This is a genomic window from Paracraurococcus lichenis, from assembly GCF_030657435.1.
GTDB lineage: Bacteria > Pseudomonadota > Alphaproteobacteria > Acetobacterales > Acetobacteraceae > Paracraurococcus > Paracraurococcus lichenis.
Window position 1 is genome coordinate 16,703 of record NZ_JAUTWS010000011.1, and the last position, 18,151, is coordinate 34,853.

17 protein-coding genes are annotated in these 18,151 nt (G+C 72.6%); 9 read left to right on the forward strand and 8 right to left on the reverse strand.

Annotation, left to right across the window (positions count from 1 at the left end; translation table 11 throughout):
- Nucleotides 1-45 precede the first annotated feature (45 nt).
- The 4 genes from Q7A36_RS13125 (at nt 46) to Q7A36_RS13140 (ending at nt 3,118) form a co-directional block, all read left to right on the forward strand.
- The gene (locus Q7A36_RS13125; RefSeq protein WP_305104154.1) at nt 46-555 is read left to right on the forward strand and encodes an AAA family ATPase; all 510 of its coding nucleotides are present in this window, start codon (nt 46-48) and stop codon (nt 553-555) included.
- 173 nt (nt 556-728) lie between these two features.
- A complete protein-coding gene (locus tag Q7A36_RS13130; protein ID WP_305104155.1) occupies nt 729-1,706 on the forward strand; it encodes an N-carbamoyl-D-amino-acid hydrolase in 978 nt (325 codons plus the stop codon).
- A gap of 186 nt (nt 1,707-1,892) precedes the next feature.
- Entirely contained in the window at nt 1,893-2,717 is an 825-nt protein-coding gene (locus Q7A36_RS13135; RefSeq protein ID WP_305104156.1) for a calcium-binding protein, read from the forward strand.
- Nucleotides 2,718-2,824: 107 nt separating this feature from the next.
- Nucleotides 2,825-3,118 carry a hypothetical protein gene (locus tag Q7A36_RS13140; protein WP_305104157.1) on the forward strand — a complete coding sequence of 98 codons (294 nt, stop codon included), beginning with the start codon at nt 2,825-2,827 and terminating at the stop codon, nt 3,116-3,118.
- A 63-nt stretch (nt 3,119-3,181) separates the two neighbouring features.
- Here Q7A36_RS13140 and Q7A36_RS13145 read toward each other — a convergent pair whose 3' ends face one another.
- Entirely contained in the window at nt 3,182-6,052 is a 2,871-nt protein-coding gene (locus tag Q7A36_RS13145; RefSeq protein ID WP_305104158.1) for a PAS-domain containing protein, read from the reverse strand.
- A 382-nt stretch (nt 6,053-6,434) separates the two neighbouring features.
- Nucleotides 6,435-7,142, reverse strand: a complete 708-nt coding sequence (locus tag Q7A36_RS13150; protein WP_305104159.1) for an aspartate/glutamate racemase family protein — start codon at nt 7,140-7,142, stop codon at nt 6,435-6,437.
- 234 nt (nt 7,143-7,376) lie between these two features.
- On the opposite strand from Q7A36_RS13150, the gene Q7A36_RS13155 reads away from it, so the two are divergent.
- From Q7A36_RS13155 to Q7A36_RS13165, 3 genes are all read left to right on the forward strand, one after another.
- Entirely contained in the window at nt 7,377-7,850 is a 474-nt protein-coding gene (locus Q7A36_RS13155; protein ID WP_305104160.1) for a DUF983 domain-containing protein, read from the forward strand.
- Complete coding sequence (locus Q7A36_RS13160; protein WP_305104161.1) at nt 7,843-8,361, forward strand: UPF0262 family protein; 519 nt, start codon at nt 7,843-7,845, stop codon at nt 8,359-8,361. Before Q7A36_RS13155 ends, Q7A36_RS13160 begins: the two co-directional genes overlap by 8 nt.
- A gap of 670 nt (nt 8,362-9,031) precedes the next feature.
- Complete coding sequence (locus tag Q7A36_RS13165; RefSeq protein ID WP_305104162.1) at nt 9,032-9,925, forward strand: sulfite exporter TauE/SafE family protein; 894 nt, start codon at nt 9,032-9,034, stop codon at nt 9,923-9,925.
- Between the two features lie 200 nt (nt 9,926-10,125).
- Here Q7A36_RS13165 and Q7A36_RS13170 read toward each other — a convergent pair whose 3' ends face one another.
- A complete protein-coding gene (locus Q7A36_RS13170) occupies nt 10,126-10,515 on the reverse strand; it encodes a response regulator (protein WP_305104163.1) in 390 nt (129 codons plus the stop codon).
- Nucleotides 10,516-10,912: 397 nt separating this feature from the next.
- Nucleotides 10,913-11,425 carry a peptidoglycan-associated lipoprotein Pal gene (gene pal, locus Q7A36_RS13175; RefSeq protein ID WP_305104164.1) on the reverse strand — a complete coding sequence of 171 codons (513 nt, stop codon included), beginning with the start codon at nt 11,423-11,425 and terminating at the stop codon, nt 10,913-10,915.
- Between the two features lie 204 nt (nt 11,426-11,629).
- On the opposite strand from pal, the gene mtnA reads away from it, so the two are divergent.
- Complete coding sequence (gene mtnA / locus Q7A36_RS13180) at nt 11,630-12,721, forward strand: S-methyl-5-thioribose-1-phosphate isomerase (protein ID WP_305104324.1); 1,092 nt, start codon at nt 11,630-11,632, stop codon at nt 12,719-12,721.
- A 70-nt stretch (nt 12,722-12,791) separates the two neighbouring features.
- Here the strand turns inward: mtnA and Q7A36_RS13185 are convergent, their stop codons facing one another.
- Entirely contained in the window at nt 12,792-13,712 is a 921-nt protein-coding gene (locus Q7A36_RS13185) for a hypothetical protein (RefSeq protein WP_305104165.1), read from the reverse strand.
- Between the two features lie 206 nt (nt 13,713-13,918).
- Entirely contained in the window at nt 13,919-15,343 is a 1,425-nt protein-coding gene (locus Q7A36_RS13190) for a DUF839 domain-containing protein (protein WP_305104166.1), read from the reverse strand.
- 331 nt (nt 15,344-15,674) lie between these two features.
- Here Q7A36_RS13190 and Q7A36_RS13195 point away from each other — a divergent pair, with 331 nt between their 5' ends.
- Nucleotides 15,675-17,240, forward strand: coding sequence for a porin (locus Q7A36_RS13195; RefSeq protein WP_305104167.1), 1,566 nt, complete (start codon nt 15,675-15,677; stop codon nt 17,238-17,240).
- A gap of 43 nt (nt 17,241-17,283) precedes the next feature.
- Here the strand turns inward: Q7A36_RS13195 and Q7A36_RS13200 are convergent, their stop codons facing one another.
- Nucleotides 17,284-17,700, reverse strand: a complete 417-nt coding sequence (locus tag Q7A36_RS13200; protein WP_305104168.1) for a cupin domain-containing protein — start codon at nt 17,698-17,700, stop codon at nt 17,284-17,286.
- A gap of 83 nt (nt 17,701-17,783) precedes the next feature.
- The gene (locus tag Q7A36_RS13205; RefSeq protein ID WP_305104169.1) at nt 17,784-17,999 is read right to left on the reverse strand and encodes a hypothetical protein; all 216 of its coding nucleotides are present in this window, start codon (nt 17,997-17,999) and stop codon (nt 17,784-17,786) included.
- Nucleotides 18,000-18,151: the final 152 nt, after the last annotated feature.

Consider the following 18,151-nt stretch of genomic DNA (forward strand, 5'->3'; position numbering starts at 1 on the left):
ATCGGCGCATGGCGTGTCCGCCCTGTCCGCCGGAGGGACGGAGTCGTGCTGATCGTCTTCGGAGGATTGCCCGGGACGGGCAAGACGACGCTCGCCGCCCTGCTGGCACGCGAGCGGCGCGCCACCTGGCTGCGCATCGACGCCATCGAGCAGGTGCTGCGGTCCTCGGGCATGCTCAGGGGGGATGTCGGGCCGTCCGGCTATATGGTCGCCTATGCCCTGGCCGAGGCCAATCTCCGCCAGGGGCAGGGCGTCATCGCGGACTGCGTCAATCCGCTGGGCGTGACGCGCGCGGCCTGGCGCGGGGTGGCGGCCGCGGCCTCCTCCCCCATCCTCGAGGTCGAGGTCGTCTGCTCCGATCCCGTCGAGCACCGCCGCCGGGTGGAGACGCGCCCCATCGACCTGCCCGGCCTGGTCCGACCGAGCTGGGACAGCGTGCAGCGGCAGGCCTACGAGCCATGGGCCGGACCACGGATCGTGCTCGACACGGCCGGCCGCAGCATCGCGCAGGCGGCCGCCGAACTCCGCGCCCGCATCGACGCCGCGGCCGCATAGCCCCGCGCGCGCGCCGACGGCGGAGTCCCGCGGATGCCGCCGTCCCACCGGCCGACTCCCGGGTTCCAAGGGCCTCAAGCCCTTGGCGGGTGGGGTGTGGGGAGGGCAGCGCCCTCCCCGCCTCGGCACCATGGGTCTACCCTGCCCGCCACCACAGTCCCGGACTCCACCGCATGTCCCGCCGCCTCACCCTCGCCGCCGCCCAGCTCGGCCCCATCCAGCGCGCCGAGGGGCGCGAGGTCGCGGTCGGCCGCATGGTCCGGCTGATGGAAACGGCGCATCGCCGCGGTGCGGAGGTGGTGGTCTATCCCGAGCTCGCGCTCACCACCTTCTTCCCCCGCTGGTACGAGGAGGACCTCGCCGCCGCGGATTACTGGTTCGAGTCGGCGATGCCCTCCGACGCCACCGCCCCGCTCTTCGCGGCGGCGCGGAAGTTCGGCATCGGCTTCCATCTCGGCTTCGCCGAGAGGACGCCGGAGGGAAGGCGCTTCAACACCGCCATCTACGTGCATCCTTCGGGCGAGGTCGTGCTGAAGTACCGCAAGGTCCACCTGCCCGGCCATGCGGAATACGCGCCGGACCGCCGGGTGCAGCACCTGGAGAAGCGCTATTTCGAGGTCGGCGACCTCGGCTTCCCCGTGGTGCGCGCCCCCGTCGGCGGGACGGAGGTCAATATCGGCATGCTGATCTGCAACGACCGCCGCTGGCCGGAGGCCTGGCGTGTGCTCGGCCTGCAGCAGGTCGAACTGGTGATGCTCGGCTACAACACGCCGAGCCTGAACATGGAGAACCGCGGCTTCGAGGCGCACCACCTCCGGGTCTTCCACAGCCACCTCTCGGTCCAGGCGGGCTGCTATCAGAATGCCTGCTTCGCCGCCGCCGTGGCGAAGGCCGGGACGGAGGACGGGCACGAGCTGTTCGGCCATTCCATCATCGTCAATCCGCAGGGCGAGATCATGGCGCAGGCCACGAGCTGGCACGACGAATTGATCGTCGCAGATTGCGATCTCGCCATGTGCGCGTTGGGCCGGTCCACGATCTTCAACTTTTCGGCACATCGTCGGCCCGAGGCTTATGAGCGCATCACCGCACAGGTCGGCAGCGTCGTGCCGCCTGTCTGGTCGCCCTGCGGGAGCGGCCGGGATTCCTGACTTCTCAAAGGGTTCTGCGGCGAACTTGGGCGGCGCGGTCCGCGTCCGCCGGCCGCCCCGGGGTGCTCGCGCTGCATGTGCGTCTTACAACCTTGGGTTTATCGCATTAGCAATTCGGAAGCATTTGATTGTGAGAAGCAGGCACGGCTCGCAGCTTTGTGAGCTCCCCTGTGGAGGCTGCCAGAGATGGGTGATTTCGCATCAGTAATCGGTTCCGGGTCATTCTATGGCGTGGACCACTTCGGCGACGTACCGAAGGACCTCAGCACCTACTACCACCTCGCGACCAAGTCGTTCACGCTCGACCTGTCCGACCGGAAGGGCGACGACGTCATCGACGGCACCGACAACCACCACGCCATCGACGTCACCACCGGGTCGGGCAATGACGACCTCCTCGGCAGCTTCGGCGGCGACGCGCTCGCGGCCGGCCGGGGTGACGACACCCTCTACGGCTGGGACGGCGACGACCAGCTCAGCGGCGGCGCCGACAACGACGTGCTGTTCGGCGGCAATGGCGACGATACCGTCCACGGCGATGCCGGCGACGACCATCTCGATGGCGGCAAGGGCGCCGACGAGCTCTGGGGCGACAAGGGCGACGACAGCATCACCGGCGGGCTGGGCGACGACAGCCTCTATGGCGGCGACGGAGAGGACTCGCTGCTCGGCGGCAGCGGCAACGACCTGCTCGACGGCGGCAAGGGCTGGGATACGCTCGACGGCGGCGCCGGCGACGACACCCTGATCGGCGGCCTCGGCAATGACACATTCGTCTTCGACAGCAACTTCGGCGACGACGTGATCGCCGACTTCGGCGCGAAGGACCAGATCTGGCTCTCCGCCAACATCAACGACTCCGGCATCACCAATGCCCGCGACGTGGCGCAGTTCGTCTCCGGCGACGCCAACCACACCACCATCAAGATCGGCGACGACAGCATCCGCCTCGAGGGCGTCGGCAAGGACGACTTCCTGCAGCACCTGACCACCTGGGTGAAGGTGATCTGACCCGCCGGCACCTCCCGGGGCGGCGAAGCGGCCGCCGGCAACCCGCGGGTTGCCGGCGCGCTGCAATTCCGGGCATCGCACTGTCGCGGCGCCCGGGGAGTCCCTGCATGCGCCGCCGCCCAATCCTGCTGCTCGCCCTCACGCCCATCGCCGGTGCCCGCGCCGAGAGCCCGGCCGAGCAGGCCTCGCGCCAATTGCAGCGCGACCTCCGCCGCGACCGCGCCGCGGAGGCCGGCGGGCCGGAAGGGCCCCGGCCGCCCGAGGCGACGCCGACCGTCCGCGCACTCGATGCCGACCGCCGCTCGCTGCAGCCCGATGTCGGCCGGCCGGAGGAGGATGCCGCGCCGGTGACGGGCGGCGAGCGCGCCGCGACCGGCGGCGGCCGCAACCCGCAGCGCTGACCCGCCGCCGGCCAGGCCGCGTGCCGGCCGGTCGCGCCCGCCCGCCCACCCGGGATCAGGCGATCAGGCGATGGCGCGCGCCTCGAGCACCGCGGCGATCGCGGCGCGCAGCGCATCCGGCCCGAGGGGCTTCGACTCGAAGCGGTCCATCCCGGCCGCGAGGCACTCCGCCTCGGCCTCAGGGGAGCCATGCGCCGTCAGCGCGATGATCGGGATGCGCCCGGCCGCCCCTGGCAGGGCGCGGATCCGCCGCGTCGCCTCCAGCCCGTCCATGACCGGCATCATCACGTCCATCAGCACCAGGTCGTAGGGCGCCTGCCGGACCGCGGCCACCGCCTCGGCGCCATTCGCCACCGCCTCGACCGCATGGCCGAGACGGCCGAGCTGGTGGGTGATCAGCAGGCGGTTCGCCAGGATGTCCTCCGCCACCAGCACCCGCAGCCCGCCCGCCGGCGGTGCCGCCACGGCCGGCGCCCGGCGCAGCGGGATCTCGCAGCGGAAGGTGCTGCCAGACCCGGGCGCGCTCTCCAGCGCGATGCTGCCGCCCATGCGCTCGATCAGCATGCGGCAGATGGTCAGGCCGAGGCCCGCCCCGGCGAAGCGGCGGGTGGCGCCGCTCTCGCCCTGGACGAAGGCGTCGAAGAGCCGCGCCTGGGTCTCGGGCGGGATGCCGATGCCGGTATCAGCGACCGAGAGGCCGAGCCGCACCGTCCCGGCCGCCTCCGAAAGGACCGCGAGCCTGACCGCGATGCTGCCCGCATCGGTGAACTTCACGGCATTGCCGAGCAGGTTCAGCAGCACCTGCCGCAGCCGCCCGGCATCGCCGAGCAGCGGGCCGGGCAGCGGCCCCGCCACCTCCAGCCGCAGCCCCAGGCCCTTGGCCTCCGCCTGCGGCGCCATCAGCCCGACCGCCGCCTGCACCACCGCCTCGATGTCGAGCGGCGCCTCCTGCAGCGAGAGCTGGCCGCGCTCGAGCCGCGTCATGTCGAGGATGTCGTTGACCAGCGCCAGCAGGTGGTCGCCCGCCTCGCGGATCAGCCGGATCTGCTGCGCCTGCGCCTCCGGCAGGCCCTGGTCCAGCAGCAGGCCCGAGAGGCCGATGACGGCGTTGAGCGGCGTGCGCAGCTCGTGGCTGACCATGGCCAGGAATTCGGTGCGCGCGCGCATGTTGGCTTCGGCCGCGACCCGCGCCTGCTCCTGCGCGCGGGCGGCGGCGCGCCGCTCCGTCACGTCGGTATAGGTGCGCACCGCGCGGCCATCCGCGAGCAGGGTCGTGCGCACCTCGATCACCCGGCCATTGGCCAGCTCCCGCTCATAGGTCGGGATGGAGGGCGGGCGCTCGGCCAGCGCCATGCGGGTCTCGGTCCCGATGCGCGGCGCATTGGCCAGGTCGCCGCGCGCGACCTGAAAGCGGTGCAGCGCCCGCACATCGGTCCCCGGCCGGCCGAGTTCCTCCGGCAGGTCGAGCATCTCCAGCGCCCGCCGCGTCATGATGACGATCCGGTTCGCGGCATCGATCATCAGCACGCCATGCGGCACGTTCTCGACCGTCGCGGCGAGCGCGGCCTCGGCGGCCAGCGCCCGGTCGCGCGCCTCGGCGATGGAGGCGGCGACGCGGCGGGCCTCGGTGAGGTCGGTATAGGTCCGCACATGGCTGCCGTCGGGCAGGTGCTCGGTGCGGATCTCCAGCACCGTGCCGTTCGGCCGCACCCGCTCATGCCGGTCGGGCGGCGTGCCGGGGGCGGCGGCGAGGCTGCGGTAGCGGAGCTCGGGCGGCGGGTCGCGGCCGAACTCGCCGGTCGCCGCCTGCCAGGCGATGATGTCGGCGATCGGCCGGCCCGGCACGCCGAGGCCGGGCGGCAGGCCCAGCAGCTCGACGGCGCGGGCATTGACCACCGCGACCCGCCCGTCGGGATCGACCATCATGATGCCCTGGCTGACATGGCTGACCGCCGCCTCCAGCGCCGCGCGCGCCCGCCCGGCGGCGCGGCGCCGCTGCGCCGCCATGGCGGAGACCGCGACCGCCAGCACCGAGAGCACGAGGCCGAGCGCGAGCAGGCGGTTCCGATCGGCCCGCACCGGGGCGAGCACCGCCTCGGCCGGCAGGCCGACCGAGACCACGAGCGGATGGTGGCCGACCCGGCGCAGCGTGACGAAGCGGTCCAGGCCGTCGGCCATGCCGGCCAGGCGCCCGGAGACCTGCGGCGCGCCGGCGCGGATCGCCGCGGTCGGCGCATCGGGCAGGCGGCGGCCGACCATCTCCTCCGGGTTCGGCGCCCAGGCGCGGACGATGCCGTCGAAGCCGATGAGGGCGATCACCCCCTGCCCCATGTCGAGGCTGAGATAGAGGCGCGAGAAGCTCTGGGCATCGACCGCGAGCAGCACGACGCCGTCGAGCACGCCGTCCCGGCGCAGCGGCCGGGAGAAGACGATGATCTGCCGCCCGGCGATGCGCCCCATGATCGGCGCCGAGATGAGCAGCCGGTCGTCCTCGGGATGCTCGAGATGGGCGCGGACATAGTCCTGGCCCGACCGGTCCTCCCCGTCCGTCGTCGGCCCGTCGCGGCCGATGCGCAGGAAGCCGGCGCGGTCCAGCACATAGCCGACCGGGATGTCGCCCTGCGGGTCGATGCCGCTCCAGGGCCCGAAGCGGAAGCCTTCCGGGTCGCGGGCATAGAGCGCCTGGGCGAAGCGCAGCCTGGTGTCGATCGCCTCGATGCGGCCGGCGACCTGCGCCTCGACCGTGCGGGCCATGTTGGCGCTCTCGCGCAGCGCCCCTTCGCCGGCGGCATGGTCATCGGCGCGGATCGCCAGCAGGATGCCGGCCCAGAGCAGCAGGATGGCGATGGCGGTCAGCCTGCCGCGGCCGCGGAGGGCGGCGCGCAGCACCCGCCCGGCGCGGGAGGGGGCGGCCGCCGGCGGCGGGCCGCTCATGGCGCGGGCCGGGCCGGCGGCCGCGGCCCGGCATGGCGCCCGAAGTCCTGGCAGGCGGAAGGCGGCATCGGCGGTCGGTGTCCTCGGCCCCGGATCGGCATCGCCCCGGCCGGCAGGGGTGAAGGGCGGCGATCCGCGGATGGTACACTGGATGCACGGGCCTGGCCGAGTCCGCCCGCTGGCGATCGGTGCCGCGGCGGAGGGGCGCGGACGCTCCGTAACGATGGCGCCGGCTCCCATGGCCAGGCGCGGATCCCGCCGGCCTGGCCCGCGCCGGCTTGCCGCGGGCGCGAGAGCCGTGCCTGTCGGGCGGGCCGATTCAGACCTCTGCGCCCCGCGGCGCTCCGGTCACCGGCACGCGCGGCATGTCGGGCGGGCCGATTCAGACCTCTGCGCCCTGCGGCGCTCCGGTCATCGGCACGCCGTGGGCCGTGCCGCCCGCCGCCGCGAGCAGCGCCATCGCCCCCGCCGCCCGGCAGGGCTCGATCACCGGCAGGCCCGAGGCATCCTCGGCCGCCGCGGCATGGCCGGCGAGGCCGGTGCAGCCGAGGACGATCGCCTCCGCCCCCGCCGCGGCGAGCCGCCGGGCGACCGCCGCGATCCGCGCCCGCGGCGCCTCCGGGTCGGTCAGCACCTCCATCGGCAGGTCGAGCGGCTCCCAGGCGGCGAGCCGTGCCTCCAGCCCCATGGCCTGCAGGGCGCGGCGCTGCCGGGCCTGGCTGGCGGCGACGAAGCCGACGATGCCGAAGCGCTCGGCGCGGGTGATCGCGGCGGCGACGGCGCAGCGGAACATCCCGAGCACCGGGCGGCGGGTCGCGGCCCGCACCGCCTCGAGCCCCGGGTCGGAGACGCAGGCGATGACATAGGCCGCGGCCGGCTCGCGCTCGACCAGCCGGCAGAGCGGCAGGGCGACCGAATGCCAGTCCTCCCAGCTCGCGATGGCGGGCGGGCCTTCCGGCAGGTGGGTGACCTCCAGCCGCAGGCCGGGCGGCAGGGCGAGCGGCGCCAGCGCCGCCGCGATGCCGCGCGTGCAGGAGAGCGAGGCGTTGGGGTTGATGACCAGGATGCGTTCGGACATGGGCATGGGCATGGGCATGGCCTGGGGACCCTCGCCCGGGCGGCGCGGATGGCGCAAGCCCCGCCTGGAACGCGGGGCCGCCCAGCGGCGCTTGATCCGGGACGGGTGGTGGCCCGATATTGCGCCGCACAACGCTGTCGCGGTCCGGCCGGGCCCGCGGGCGCTGCGGCCGGGTCACCGCGCCCGTCGGGCCGCCAACAGAACGAGAGGGCCGGGGCCAAGGGCCGCCGCCCAGGAGAATCGCCGATGCGCTGGACCCCCGAGAGCGCCGCCTCGCCCGCCGCCGTCGTGCCGGAGGCGGCCGGCCTTGCCGTGCCGCCGCTCTGGCTCGCCCTGCGGCGGGGCCTGCGCAACCGCTGCCCCTTCTGCGGCGAGGGCAAGGTCTTCGCCGGCTACCTCACGGTCGTGCCGGAGTGCAGCCATTGCCATGCGCCGCTCGGCCTGCTGCGGGCGGACGACGCGCCGCCCTATTTCACCATCTTCATCGCCGGCCACCTGCTGGTGCCCGGCGTGCTCTGGGTGGAGAAGACCTACCAGCCGCCGATGTGGCTGCACATGGTGGTCTGGTTGCCGCTGTTTGCGATCGTCTGCACACTGCTGCTCCGGCCGATCAAGGGTGCCGTGGTGGGGTGGATGAGCACGCTCGGTTTCGTCGCCTCGGAGCAGGAGGCCTTGCTGGCCCGCGAGGGCGGGGTCGCGGACCGGGGCCCGCATGCCTGATCGCGCCCGCAAGGCCCCCGGCCCGGCGGCGCCGGAGGATCCGGCGCTGCGGCGGCTGGAGAACATCGTGCTGCCGGATGCCTCCCCCCTGCCCTCGGCCTATGCCGAGGCGGACCGGCGCCAGGCGGTGGCCGACCTGCTGACCGAGAACCGCTTCGACCCGGTGGGCGTGCCCGGCGGGCCCTTCGCCCTGCTGCTCTGCGTGCGGGAGGGGCGGCTGGTCTTCGACATCCGCGATGCGCTGGACGTGCCGGTGCGGGCGGTGGCGCTCGCCCTCGGCCCCTTCCGGCGGCTGATCAAGGACTACCACCTGATCGTCGAGAGCCATGAGCAGGCGGTGGCCGAGGGCGGGCACGAGGCACGGATCCAGGCGATCGACATGGGCCGGCGCGGCCTGCACAACGAGGGCGCCGAGCTGCTGACGCAGCGGCTGGAGGGGCGGATCGGGCTGGATTTCGAGACCGCGCGGCGGCTCTTCACCCTGGTCTGCGCGCTGCACCAGCGGATCTGACGCCGCCGGAACCCGTCCGGCCCCTCGCGGGCCACCCGATGGCCGGGGACGATCCCGCGCAGCGGGACCATCGCCGCCGGACTGCGCGGGATCAGGCGGTCGTGCCGTCACCCTGACCAGCCTTCCGCAGGTCGGGCCCACGCGTCGTGCGGCCCGGACCCTTGGCGAAAGCCTGCCTGGGACGTTGTTGCGGCGCGAAGCCCGAGGCGCTTGCCTGGCATCACCGGCGCGATGATGCGGGGTGGGCATCGGGCCCGGTTCGGCACCCCGCCGCCGTGCCCGCCGGTCCCCGGGCATCCGGTCGCGGGAGAACCGCAACAGGTCCAGCTTGTGCCGCTCGCACTCGCTGCAGGCCGGATCTTCCCCCCTGGCGTATCGTGCTGCCCCGAGGTGCCGCCCCGTCATGGGGCCGCGCGCGGGGAGGCATGGCAAGGGTGCGGCTGGCCGGAGGCGGCGAGCCGGTCCGCAATCCCGGTGCCTCGCGTCAGGCCATCCGGAGCGCGCCGCTCCCCATGGCGGGGCCTTGTCTTCCGTGGCGGGCCGAGTCCCTGCCGGCCGGCGATCGGCACCGTGGCGGGAGGCAGTCACCGGGGCGACAGAGTGGCGCATTGCACAGACGGATCCCGCGAAGGGTCGCATTCGTCCCGCCGAAGACAGGCGGAGAAAGCACATGTCCCGGATCGCCACAGCGCAGGCCGATACCACCGCCCTCGCCGCGCCCGCCGCCCCGGTGCCGCACCGCTTGGCAAGGCCATTGCTCCTGGCAAGGCCACTGCTCCTGCTGGCCCTCGGCGCCATGACGCTTGGCCTCTACGACCTCCTCCTTGAGCGGGCCGGGCTGCTGTCGGGCTGGCCGGAATTGCTGGTGATGCCGGCGGTGCTGGTCGCCGCGACCACCGCGAGCATCGCCGGCTTCGCATTCTCCGCGATCTGCGGTGCCATGCTGTTGCCCCTGCTGCACGAACCGCTGCAGGTCGTGCGCATCATGCTGCTGAGCAGCGTGGCGATCCAGGCCCTGAGCGTCTGGACGCTGCGGCATGCCATCGACTGGCCGAGCCTGGCCCGCTTCCTGGCCGGCGGCATCCTGGGATTGCCGGTGGGTCTCCATCTCCTGCTGCACATCCAGGCAGCCGGCTATGGCCGCGCGATCGGCCTTCTCCTGGTGACCTATGGCGCCGTCTCGCTGTTCCGGAAGCCCGGACGGGTGCAGGGCGGCGCGGTGCCGGACATCCTGGTGGGCGCGGCGAGCGGCATCACGGGAGGGCTCGCCGCCTTCCCCGGCGCCTTCGTGACGATCTGGTGCGGCCTGCAGGGCTGGGACAAGGCGCGGCAGCGCGGCGTCTATCAGCCCTTCATCCTGGCGATGCAGTTGGCAGCGCTGCTGCTGCTCTACCTCCTGCAGGGCAAGGCGGCCGCGCCTGGTGGCGTGGCCCTCGCCTGCATTCCCGCGGCGCTCCTCGGGAGCCTGGCCGGGCTCGCGATCTTCCGCCGGCTCACCGACCGCCAGTTCGGGACGGCCGTGGCACTCCTGCTGATCGTCGCGGGCCTTGGCCTGGCCCTGTGAGGAGCAGGCCAAGGCTCTTGCTGGCCGGCACGCACGCGAAAGGACCTGCCGGCACGCGCGCCGACCATGACGGCGTGGGAGGCGGGGCGCGTTCGGTCCGCATCCTTCCTGCCGGATCCTTCTCCGCCGCCACGGGAGGTTGTCGCCCCGCCTGGGCGGATCCGGCGTCCCGGCGCCGGCAAGGCAGGCTCCCGAGGGCCTCAACTCGCCGCGGCACGGTCCTCCTGGCGGCATGCGCCACCCAGCAGTTCCCGCACATACCGGGTCAGGACCGCAGGCCCGAACGGCTTGAGGAGGATGCGCTCACAGGGGTCAGGGGGACGGCCATGCACATTGGCCGGATTGCCCGTCATGATCACCACCCCGGCGTCCGGCCAGCGACGACGCGCCCACTCGGCCAGCCTCAGCCCGTTCATCCCGGGACCCAGATTGACATCGGTGACGATGACCTGCGGGCGGCCATCATTCTCCACCAGCGCCACGGCATCCTCGGCAGTCGGCGCCTCGACCACGTGCAGGCCATCGTTCTGCAGCCCGTCCGTCACCACCTCGCGCACGAGAGGCTCGTCTTCGACGACGAGGACATCCATGGCGGACCACCCCGCTTGCTCTACAACGAAGATGTAAGCACCGGATGCGGTTGTGGTTCATGGAGACTCCACAACAAGAACGCGAATTCGCCGCTCCGAGTCGGGCACCTGACATCCGCCTCCTTCAGGCGCCGCGGCGCGCATGGGGAGTGCACCGCCGGACCGGCGGCCGGATGGCAATGGGCCGGGCGAAAAGGCCCCAGGCCGGAGCAGGCCGGCGGGACCTCGGCGGACCGGCATGACGCGGCCCGCCCTGCCGGATGTCTCAGGCGGACGAGAGGCGCGCGGCCGGTCTCAGCGGCCTGTCGCGGGTTGGGCCACGCGTCGTGCGGCCCGCCCCCTCAAGCCGAAAGCCTGCCTGGAGGGCTGTTGCAGCGCAAACCCCCGAGGGGCCTGCTCAACGCACCACCGTCACCGCCCGGCGATTCTGCGCCCAGGCCTCCTCGGAGGAGCCCAGCGCCTCCGGCCGGTCCTTGCCGTAGCTGATGGTCTGCACCCGCGTCCCGGCGACGCCGTTGCCGACCAGGATGTCGCGCGCCGCATTGGCCCGCCGCTGGCCGAGCGCGAGGTTGTATTCCCGTGTGCCCCGCTCGTCGGCATGGCCTTCGACCGTCACCTGCACCTGGCGGTACTGCTGCAGCCACTGCGCCTGCTTCTGCAGCGTCGGGCGCTGGTCGGCGCCGACCGTCGCGCTGTCCGTCACGAAGAAGACGCGGTCGCCCGCGGTCGCGGCCAGGTCCTCCTGGCTGCCGGGGCGGCCGGCGCCGGCACGGCCGCCGGTCAGGGCGGAGCCGGCGAGGCCGGACGGGTCGGTCGCGGCATTGCCGGTGGCCGCGGCATTCTCGGTGCTGTCGGAACAGGCCGCGGCGAACAGGGCAAGGACCAGGGCGGCGGCCGGCACGATCTTCATGGGACCCATCTCTCTGCTACGGACTCGGGGCGGCATGGCGGCCCCGGCGGGCAGGGCATGGCCCCGGTCCCGGTCGGGACGCAAGCGGAACCGGCATCGCGCGGGCGGAAAAGCCTGCGGCGCGGCGCCCTCGCCGCTGACGGTGGCCTTTCCCGACCGCCGCGGGCGGTTGCCTTTCCGCATCGCGCGCCGCACATGGCGGGCATGAAGATCGACGGCACCCCCTATCGCAGCGTCTGGGTGGATGCGGATGGCTGGTCCGTCCGCATCCTCGACCAGACGAAGCTGCCCTGGCAACTCGACATCCTCCGCCTGACCGATGCGGCGCAGGCGGCGCATGCCATCCGCACCATGCAGGTGCGCGGCGCGCCGCTGATCGGCGCGGTCGCGGCCTATGGCGTGGCGCTGGCGCTGCGCGCCGATGCCTCGACCGAGGCGCTCGACCGCGCGGTGGCGATGCTGGGCGAGACCCGCCCGACCGCGATCAACCTCCGCTGGGCGCTGGACCGCATGCGCGCGCGGCTGCACAACCTGCCGGCGGACCAGCGCGTCGCCGCCGCCTATGCCGAGGCGCAGGCGATCGCCGACGACGATGCCGAGACCTGCCGCCGCATCGGCGAGCACGGCCTGCCGCTGCTGCGCGAGATCGCGGCGAGGAAGCCCGGCGAGACCGTCAACGTGCTGACGCATTGCAACGCCGGCTGGCTGGCGACGGTCGATTACGGCACCGCCCTCTCCCCCATCTACCAGGCGCATGACGCGGGCATCCCCATCCATGTCTGGGTGGACGAGACCCGGCCGCGCAACCAGGGCGCGGCGCTGACCGCCTTCGAGCTCGGCAAGCACGGCGTCCGGCACACCGTCGTCGCCGACAATGCCGGCGGCCACCTGATGCAGCATGGCGAGGTGGATATCTGTATCACCGGCACCGACCGGGTGACGCGGCAGGGCGATGTCGCCAACAAGATCGGCACCTACCTGAAGGCGCTGGCGGCGCGCGACAACGGCGTGCCCTTCTGGGTGGCGCTGCCGCATTCCACCATCGACTGGCGCGTCGCCGACGGCGTCCTCGAGATCCCGATCGAGGAGCGGAGCCAGGCCGAGGTGACCGACCTCACCGGCCGCACCGCCGACGGGCGGCTGGAGACGGTGCGCGTCGCGGCCGAGGGCAGCCCCGCCGCCAACCCGGCTTTCGACGTCACGCCCGCCCGCCTCGTCACCGGCCTGATCACCGAGCGCGGGCGCTGCGACGCTTCCGAGGCCGGGCTGCGCGGGCTCTACCCCGAGACGCCCTGAGACCGGCCGCATCCGGGAGGGGCGCCCCGCCCGGACCTCGGGTGGGGCGGTTCAGGTCTTCGGGCCGCGCTCAGGCGAAGAGGAAATCGCCCGCGGCCAGCGCGTGGTCGCCCAGCACCAGCAGGCTGTTCTGCATCGCCGGCGATGAGCCGCTCGCGGGCGTGCTGCCGAGCAGGAGGAAGCTGCCCTCGGCGCGGTCCTGGATGAGCCCGGCGAGGTCGGCGAAGGAATGGATGCCGGCCGCGGCAAAGGCCGTCATGTCGAGCAGGTCCTTCCCCGCCTCGAAGTCGTGGATGGTATTGGCCTGGCTGTCCGGGCGGAGGACGAAGGTGTCGTGCCCCGTCGTGACGTTCGGCCCCTCGATCACCGCGGCATCGCCCCAGAAGTCGTTCACCGCGTTCCGCCCGCCGACCAGGACGTCGTCGCCGGCGACGGCATGACCGGAGAGCTGGTAGCCATCGCCATAGAGCCGGTTGACCGTGCCGGCGAAGGTGCCGCCGCCCACCAGGTGGTCGTTGCCGCCCTGCGCATTGCCGGCCAGCGCATAGGCATCGCCGAAGAGGTCGTTCACCGCCACCGCGCGCGCGCCCTGGCCGGAGCTGCCGGTGATGTCGTCATGGCCGCCCTGCGCATGGCCGGACATCAGCTCGGCATCGCCGAAAGCCATGATCCGGAAGCCGCCGGCGGTGATCACGTCCGCCCCGCCTTGCGCTTGGCCCTGCATGAGGCGCGCATCGCCGAACAGGACCGAGGTGCCGCCGGCGCCGAAGAGGTGGTCGTCGCCGCCGCTGGCCTGACCGGACAGCGTATCGGCATCGCCCGTAAGGGTGAGGTAGACGGAGGCAGGGCCGGTCTGGTGCTGTCCCAGGAAATCAGTCAGGTGCAGCGGCAAGGACTGGGGCCCGGCCTGGCTGCGGCCGGCCAACGTGCCGGTGCTGTCACCATATTCGCCATAGGCAATCTGGCCCGCCGAAGCACTCGGAAGGGGCACAACGAGTCCTTCGAAATCACTGATCGTATTCGGCATGAGTGGCGTCGTTCCTTTCCCGCCACGCCAAGCGGCGCGGCGGGGACATCATGCCTTTTCATGGGAATTTCTGCGCCACACGGCGGCGCGAGGTCATGCGGGCCTTCGCGCTCGCGCACAGTGCAAGGCCCGCACGCCGGGGTGACGGGAACCGGTGCCGATCCGGACGCTCAGCCGATCGGGCTCAGCGCATCGGCGGCGACGCGCATGAGCATGAGCTGGCCGCCCTCCACCACCTCGGTCCGGTCGGCGCTGCCGGCCTCGCCGAAGGCGTAATGCGCCTGGGTGTCGAGCAGGTAGACCTTCTCCCCGGCCTCGTGCGGGAAGAGCGCGGTGACGTCGAGCACGCCCGAGCTCTCCTCGTCCTGGGTGAAGGGCGGGGTCGGCGGCGTCGCCTCGTCGCCGAAGCGCGCGGTGTCATGGTGCGCGATCTCGGTGAGCGCGTCGGTCGCCGGGTCGTAATGCCAGACCTTGCCGGCCCGCGGGTTGTTGCCGACATCCTCGAGCAGGATCAGCGAGCCGTCCGCCGCGACCGTGATGTTGTCGAGCATCTTCTGCCCCTCGGTGCCGTCGAGCAGCGCGGTGAAGCTGCCGCCGAGCTCGGGCCGCGAGGCATCCTTGAAGTCGAGCGCCCAGAGGCGCGAGGGCGCGTCGAAGGCGTCGGTCGTGACGAAGTAGTAGCGGTTGTGGTTGACGGTGTCCCAGGCGCCGTCCTCCGGCCGCAGCCATTGCGTCACGCCGGCCGCGTCGCTGGCGGATTGCAGCGCCGCGCCGTCGAGGTCCCGGACATCGCCGAGCGGCGCGAGGGTGAAGTCGCCCGAGAGCGGCGTGCCCTCCGCCCTCTCGACCGCGAACTCCGCCCTGATGCCGTAGAGCTGGCCATCGGCAAGGCCGGCCTTCTCGATTGTGCTGCCGCTCGCCTGCTTCTCTCCGACATAGACATAGACCTGGCCGGGCGTCGCATCGTCATTGCCGATCACGACGGTCTTCGCGCCGCCATAGGGCGAGGCGAGGACGTTCTCGATGGCGAAATTGCCGAGCGCCGGCAGCTCATAAACCCGGTTCTGGTCCGGCCCGGTCGCCACCCAGGCGAAGGCGCGGCCGTTCGGCGTCGTCTCCTCGCCGTTCAGCAGGATGCGGGCGGTGGTGCCGAGGCCGGTTTCCGGGTCGTAGAAGGCGGTGGGCGCGGCAAGGTCGGCGGAGCAGAGCCGCGCCAGCGCCTCGGCCGTCTCGACGTAATGGCCGCCCTCCGCGTCCCAGAGGAACATGCGGTGGGCGAGGTCGCCGGCCTGCACCACCTCGAGCGTCGCGGTGTCGATGACGAGTTCGTCCACGAAGGCGCCGGTCGCGCCATGGGCACGTGCGATGCCGTCGGCCGCGCCGATCTCGTGGTTCACCAGGACGGTGACCGTCCCGTCGCCATTGTCATAGGCGCCGATGCCGTCGGGCGTGCCGACGAAGCGCCAGGGATTGCCGTCGGCATTGTCCCAGCCGCGGACCGTGTCGCCGGCGCTGAGGAGGCTGGCGAAGGATACGCCGTCGATGCTCGGGACGATGTAGGGCGTCTGACTGGTGGAGGGTCCGGTGCTGGCCATGGGTCTGCGTCTCTCCCGGCTGCGTGGTCGAAGGCAGGGCGTGCGGCGGAGCCGCTATGCCCGGCGTTGCCAAATCACCGCAGCCCTCCAGGCCGGGCAATGCCGATTCCAAGAAATGTATATGACTATCGCCAATACTGTTTCGGTTGAAATCTGCCGATACGTCTCAACTCCTCGCTGATTTGGCCCGGAACGACAGCAGAATCACTCAATAGTATGGGATAGATTCTGCCGGAAATACGTCCCGTTGTGTAAACATCACAGAAATGACTTGCCATGCTGCGGCGCAATGCTGGTGTCTGACGGTGGAAATCAGGGGAGAGACCTGCCCATGCCGCGACAACCGATGAGGACGGGCGCCGCGCTGCTGGCCGGCGGCCTGGCCCTCGGGCTTGCCGTGCCGACCGCCGCCCGCGCCCAGGATGCCGCCCGCATGGAGGCGATCGAGCGCCAGATCCGCGCCCTGCAATCCGAACTGACGCGCATGCGCCGCGACATGCAGGCCCGTGAATCCGAGACGCGCGCCGCCAAGCAGGAGGCCGCGCAGGCCCGCAGCGAGGCGCAGGCGGCGCAGCGCCGGCTCGACACCACGCCCGCAGGGCCGCCCGCCGGCGCCCAGCAGGCGCAGTTGACCGCGGCGCCGCCGGCCGACCAGGTGCGCCTCGCCTTCGAGCGCGGCCGGCCGACCATGACCTCCGGCGATGGGCGCTTCCAGGCCTCCCTCGGCGGGCAGTTCCAGTACGACATCGGCGGCAGCCTGCAGGGCAATGCGGGCGTCGCCGGCTCGCCCGCCGCGCGGCTCGACACCTTCGGGCAGAACCTCCGCCGCGGCCGGCTCTTCTTCGGCTTCAAGTACGACGACTTCCAGCTCAACGTCACGCCGGACTTCGGCGGCTCGCCGGACGGCACGCCCTCGCTCTACGAGGCGAACCTGAACTGGTCGCCGCTGCGGCCGCTGACGCTGACCCTCGGCTACTACAAGCCCTATTTCGGCCTGGCCGATTCCATGAGCTCGAACGACTTCCTCTTCCTCGAGCGGCCGAGCATCATGGAGATCGCGCGCAACGTCTCGGGCGGCGACGGCCGCGCCTCGCTCGGCGGCCGCTGGGCGGCGGATCGCTGGTTCGTCTCGGCCTATTTCACCGGCGACAGCACCGGCAGCAACAACACCACGCAATCCACCACCGGGCAGACCGGCTTCGTCGGCCGCATCGCCGGCCGCCCCTATGCCGATGCCGATACCGACGTGCATCTCGGCTTCACCGGCTCGCACGCCTTCGACCTGCGGCGCACGGCCAGCGGCCAGACGCTGCAATTGCGCGACCGGCCGGAGCTGCGGATCGACCAGACGCGGCTGATCGACACCGGCGCGCTGAACGCCGACAGCGCCTCCACCTGGGGCCCGGAATTCGGCGTCCGCTGGCGCAACTTCATGCTGCAGGGCGAGTACCAGCAGATCAGCGTGGAGCAGGCGCAGGCCGCCGGCGCCGTCCGGCCCGACCTGACCTTCGAGGGCGGCTATGTCGAGGGGAGCTGGGTCATAACCGGCGAGCCGCGGCGCTACAGCACCTCGTCCGGCGCCTTCGGCCGGCCCAACCCCGCGCATCCCTTCGACCTCGCGGGCGGCGGCTGGGGCGCCTGGGAGGCGATGGCCCGCTACAGCGTCGCCGACCTGAACGATAGGGTGACGCGCGGCCGCGCCGCGGCGGCGACCGGCGGCGTCTATGGCGGGCGGCAGGAGGTGGTCGGGATGGGCCTGTCCTGGTACCCCAACAACTACCTGCGCTTCATGCTGAACTGGGACATCGTGAACGTGGACCGGCTGAACGCCGCGGGCGTGCAGCAGATCGGCCAGCGCTTCCACACCGTCGCGCTGCGCACCCAGCTCGCCTTCTGAGACGTGCCCCGGGCCGGGCGGCGCCCAGCCGCCCCGCACGGGATCAGGGCACCGGGATCAGGCCGTAGCGGCGCATCACCTCGCCCAGCCGCTCGGGCGGCGCACCGTCCCGCAGCAGCCCGGCGATCTCGCGGAAATAGGCCGGGCCGAGGATGCCCGGCGTCAGGACGCTCAGGCAGGTCGCCGGCGCCTCGCCGTCATTGCGGAAGCCATGGACCACGCCGCGGCGGATGAAGGCGGTCCCGCCGGGACCGACCGGCACGTCCTGCCCGTCGATGCGCCAGGTGACGGTGCCGGAGAGGCCATAGACCGTCTCGTCCCAACTCTCGTGGTAGTGCGGCACCGGCATGCGGGCGCGGGGCTGCACCACCATCTCGAAGAGGTCGAGGCTGCCTTCCGTGTCCTCCCGGCTGCGCAGGAAGCGCAGCTCCAGGCCGCCCATCCGGATCGTCTCGGGCATCGCCATCCTCTCCTGCGGTGGCCGGAGGCTAGCGCAAGAACCCTACGGGTTCACGCTACGGCAGCCCAGCGCCGCGGCCGCGCTCAGCCGAGGCGGGAGGGGATGGCCTGGAGCGCGGTATTGCCGCGCTCGAGTAGGGCGAGGCCGCCGATCAGCAGGGCGCCGGAGCCGCAGGCGGCCCAGAAGGCGAGCATGGGCGGCACGCGGCCGGGCGCGAGCGCGTCGCTCAGCAGCAGCCCGACGAGCGCGGTGATCAGCACCAGCGCGCTACCGATCAGTGTGCAGGCGAAGCGTTGCATGGTGCCTTCTGTCCCTTCGGCTGGCCTGCGGGCGGATCGCCCGTGGCATGGTTTGAACACCCGCAGCGGGGCGCGAAGGGGGAGAGGCTGGGGCGATTTCGTGGCAGGGAGGCCGCTCGCGCGGGCGCGACCGGGCCTCGGATGGCACCGTG

Coding starts and splice junctions, on each gene's coding strand:
- Q7A36_RS13160 (WP_305104161.1), top strand. CDS start 7,843: ATGCCTGATCGCGCCCGCAAGGCCCCCGGCCCGGCGGCGCCGGAGGAT.
- Q7A36_RS13195 (WP_305104167.1), top strand. CDS start 15,675: ATGCCGCGACAACCGATGAGGACGGGCGCCGCGCTGCTGGCCGGCGGC.
- Q7A36_RS13170 (WP_305104163.1), bottom strand. CDS start 10,515: ATGGATGTCCTCGTCGTCGAAGACGAGCCTCTCGTGCGCGAGGTGGTG.
- Q7A36_RS13200 (WP_305104168.1), bottom strand. CDS start 17,700: ATGCCCGAGACGATCCGGATGGGCGGCCTGGAGCTGCGCTTCCTGCGC.
- Q7A36_RS13145 (WP_305104158.1), bottom strand. CDS start 6,052: ATGAGCGGCCCGCCGCCGGCGGCCGCCCCCTCCCGCGCCGGGCGGGTG.
- Q7A36_RS13165 (WP_305104162.1), top strand. CDS start 9,032: ATGTCCCGGATCGCCACAGCGCAGGCCGATACCACCGCCCTCGCCGCG.
- Q7A36_RS13190 (WP_305104166.1), bottom strand. CDS start 15,343: ATGGCCAGCACCGGACCCTCCACCAGTCAGACGCCCTACATCGTCCCG.
- Q7A36_RS13140 (WP_305104157.1), top strand. CDS start 2,825: ATGCGCCGCCGCCCAATCCTGCTGCTCGCCCTCACGCCCATCGCCGGT.
- pal (WP_305104164.1), bottom strand. CDS start 11,425: ATGAAGATCGTGCCGGCCGCCGCCCTGGTCCTTGCCCTGTTCGCCGCG.
- Q7A36_RS13130 (WP_305104155.1), top strand. CDS start 729: ATGTCCCGCCGCCTCACCCTCGCCGCCGCCCAGCTCGGCCCCATCCAG.
- Q7A36_RS13135 (WP_305104156.1), top strand. CDS start 1,893: ATGGGTGATTTCGCATCAGTAATCGGTTCCGGGTCATTCTATGGCGTG.
- Q7A36_RS13205 (WP_305104169.1), bottom strand. CDS start 17,999: ATGCAACGCTTCGCCTGCACACTGATCGGTAGCGCGCTGGTGCTGATC.
- mtnA (WP_305104324.1), top strand. CDS start 11,630: ATGAAGATCGACGGCACCCCCTATCGCAGCGTCTGGGTGGATGCGGAT.
- Q7A36_RS13150 (WP_305104159.1), bottom strand. CDS start 7,142: ATGCCCATGCCCATGTCCGAACGCATCCTGGTCATCAACCCCAACGCC.
- Q7A36_RS13155 (WP_305104160.1), top strand. CDS start 7,377: ATGCGCTGGACCCCCGAGAGCGCCGCCTCGCCCGCCGCCGTCGTGCCG.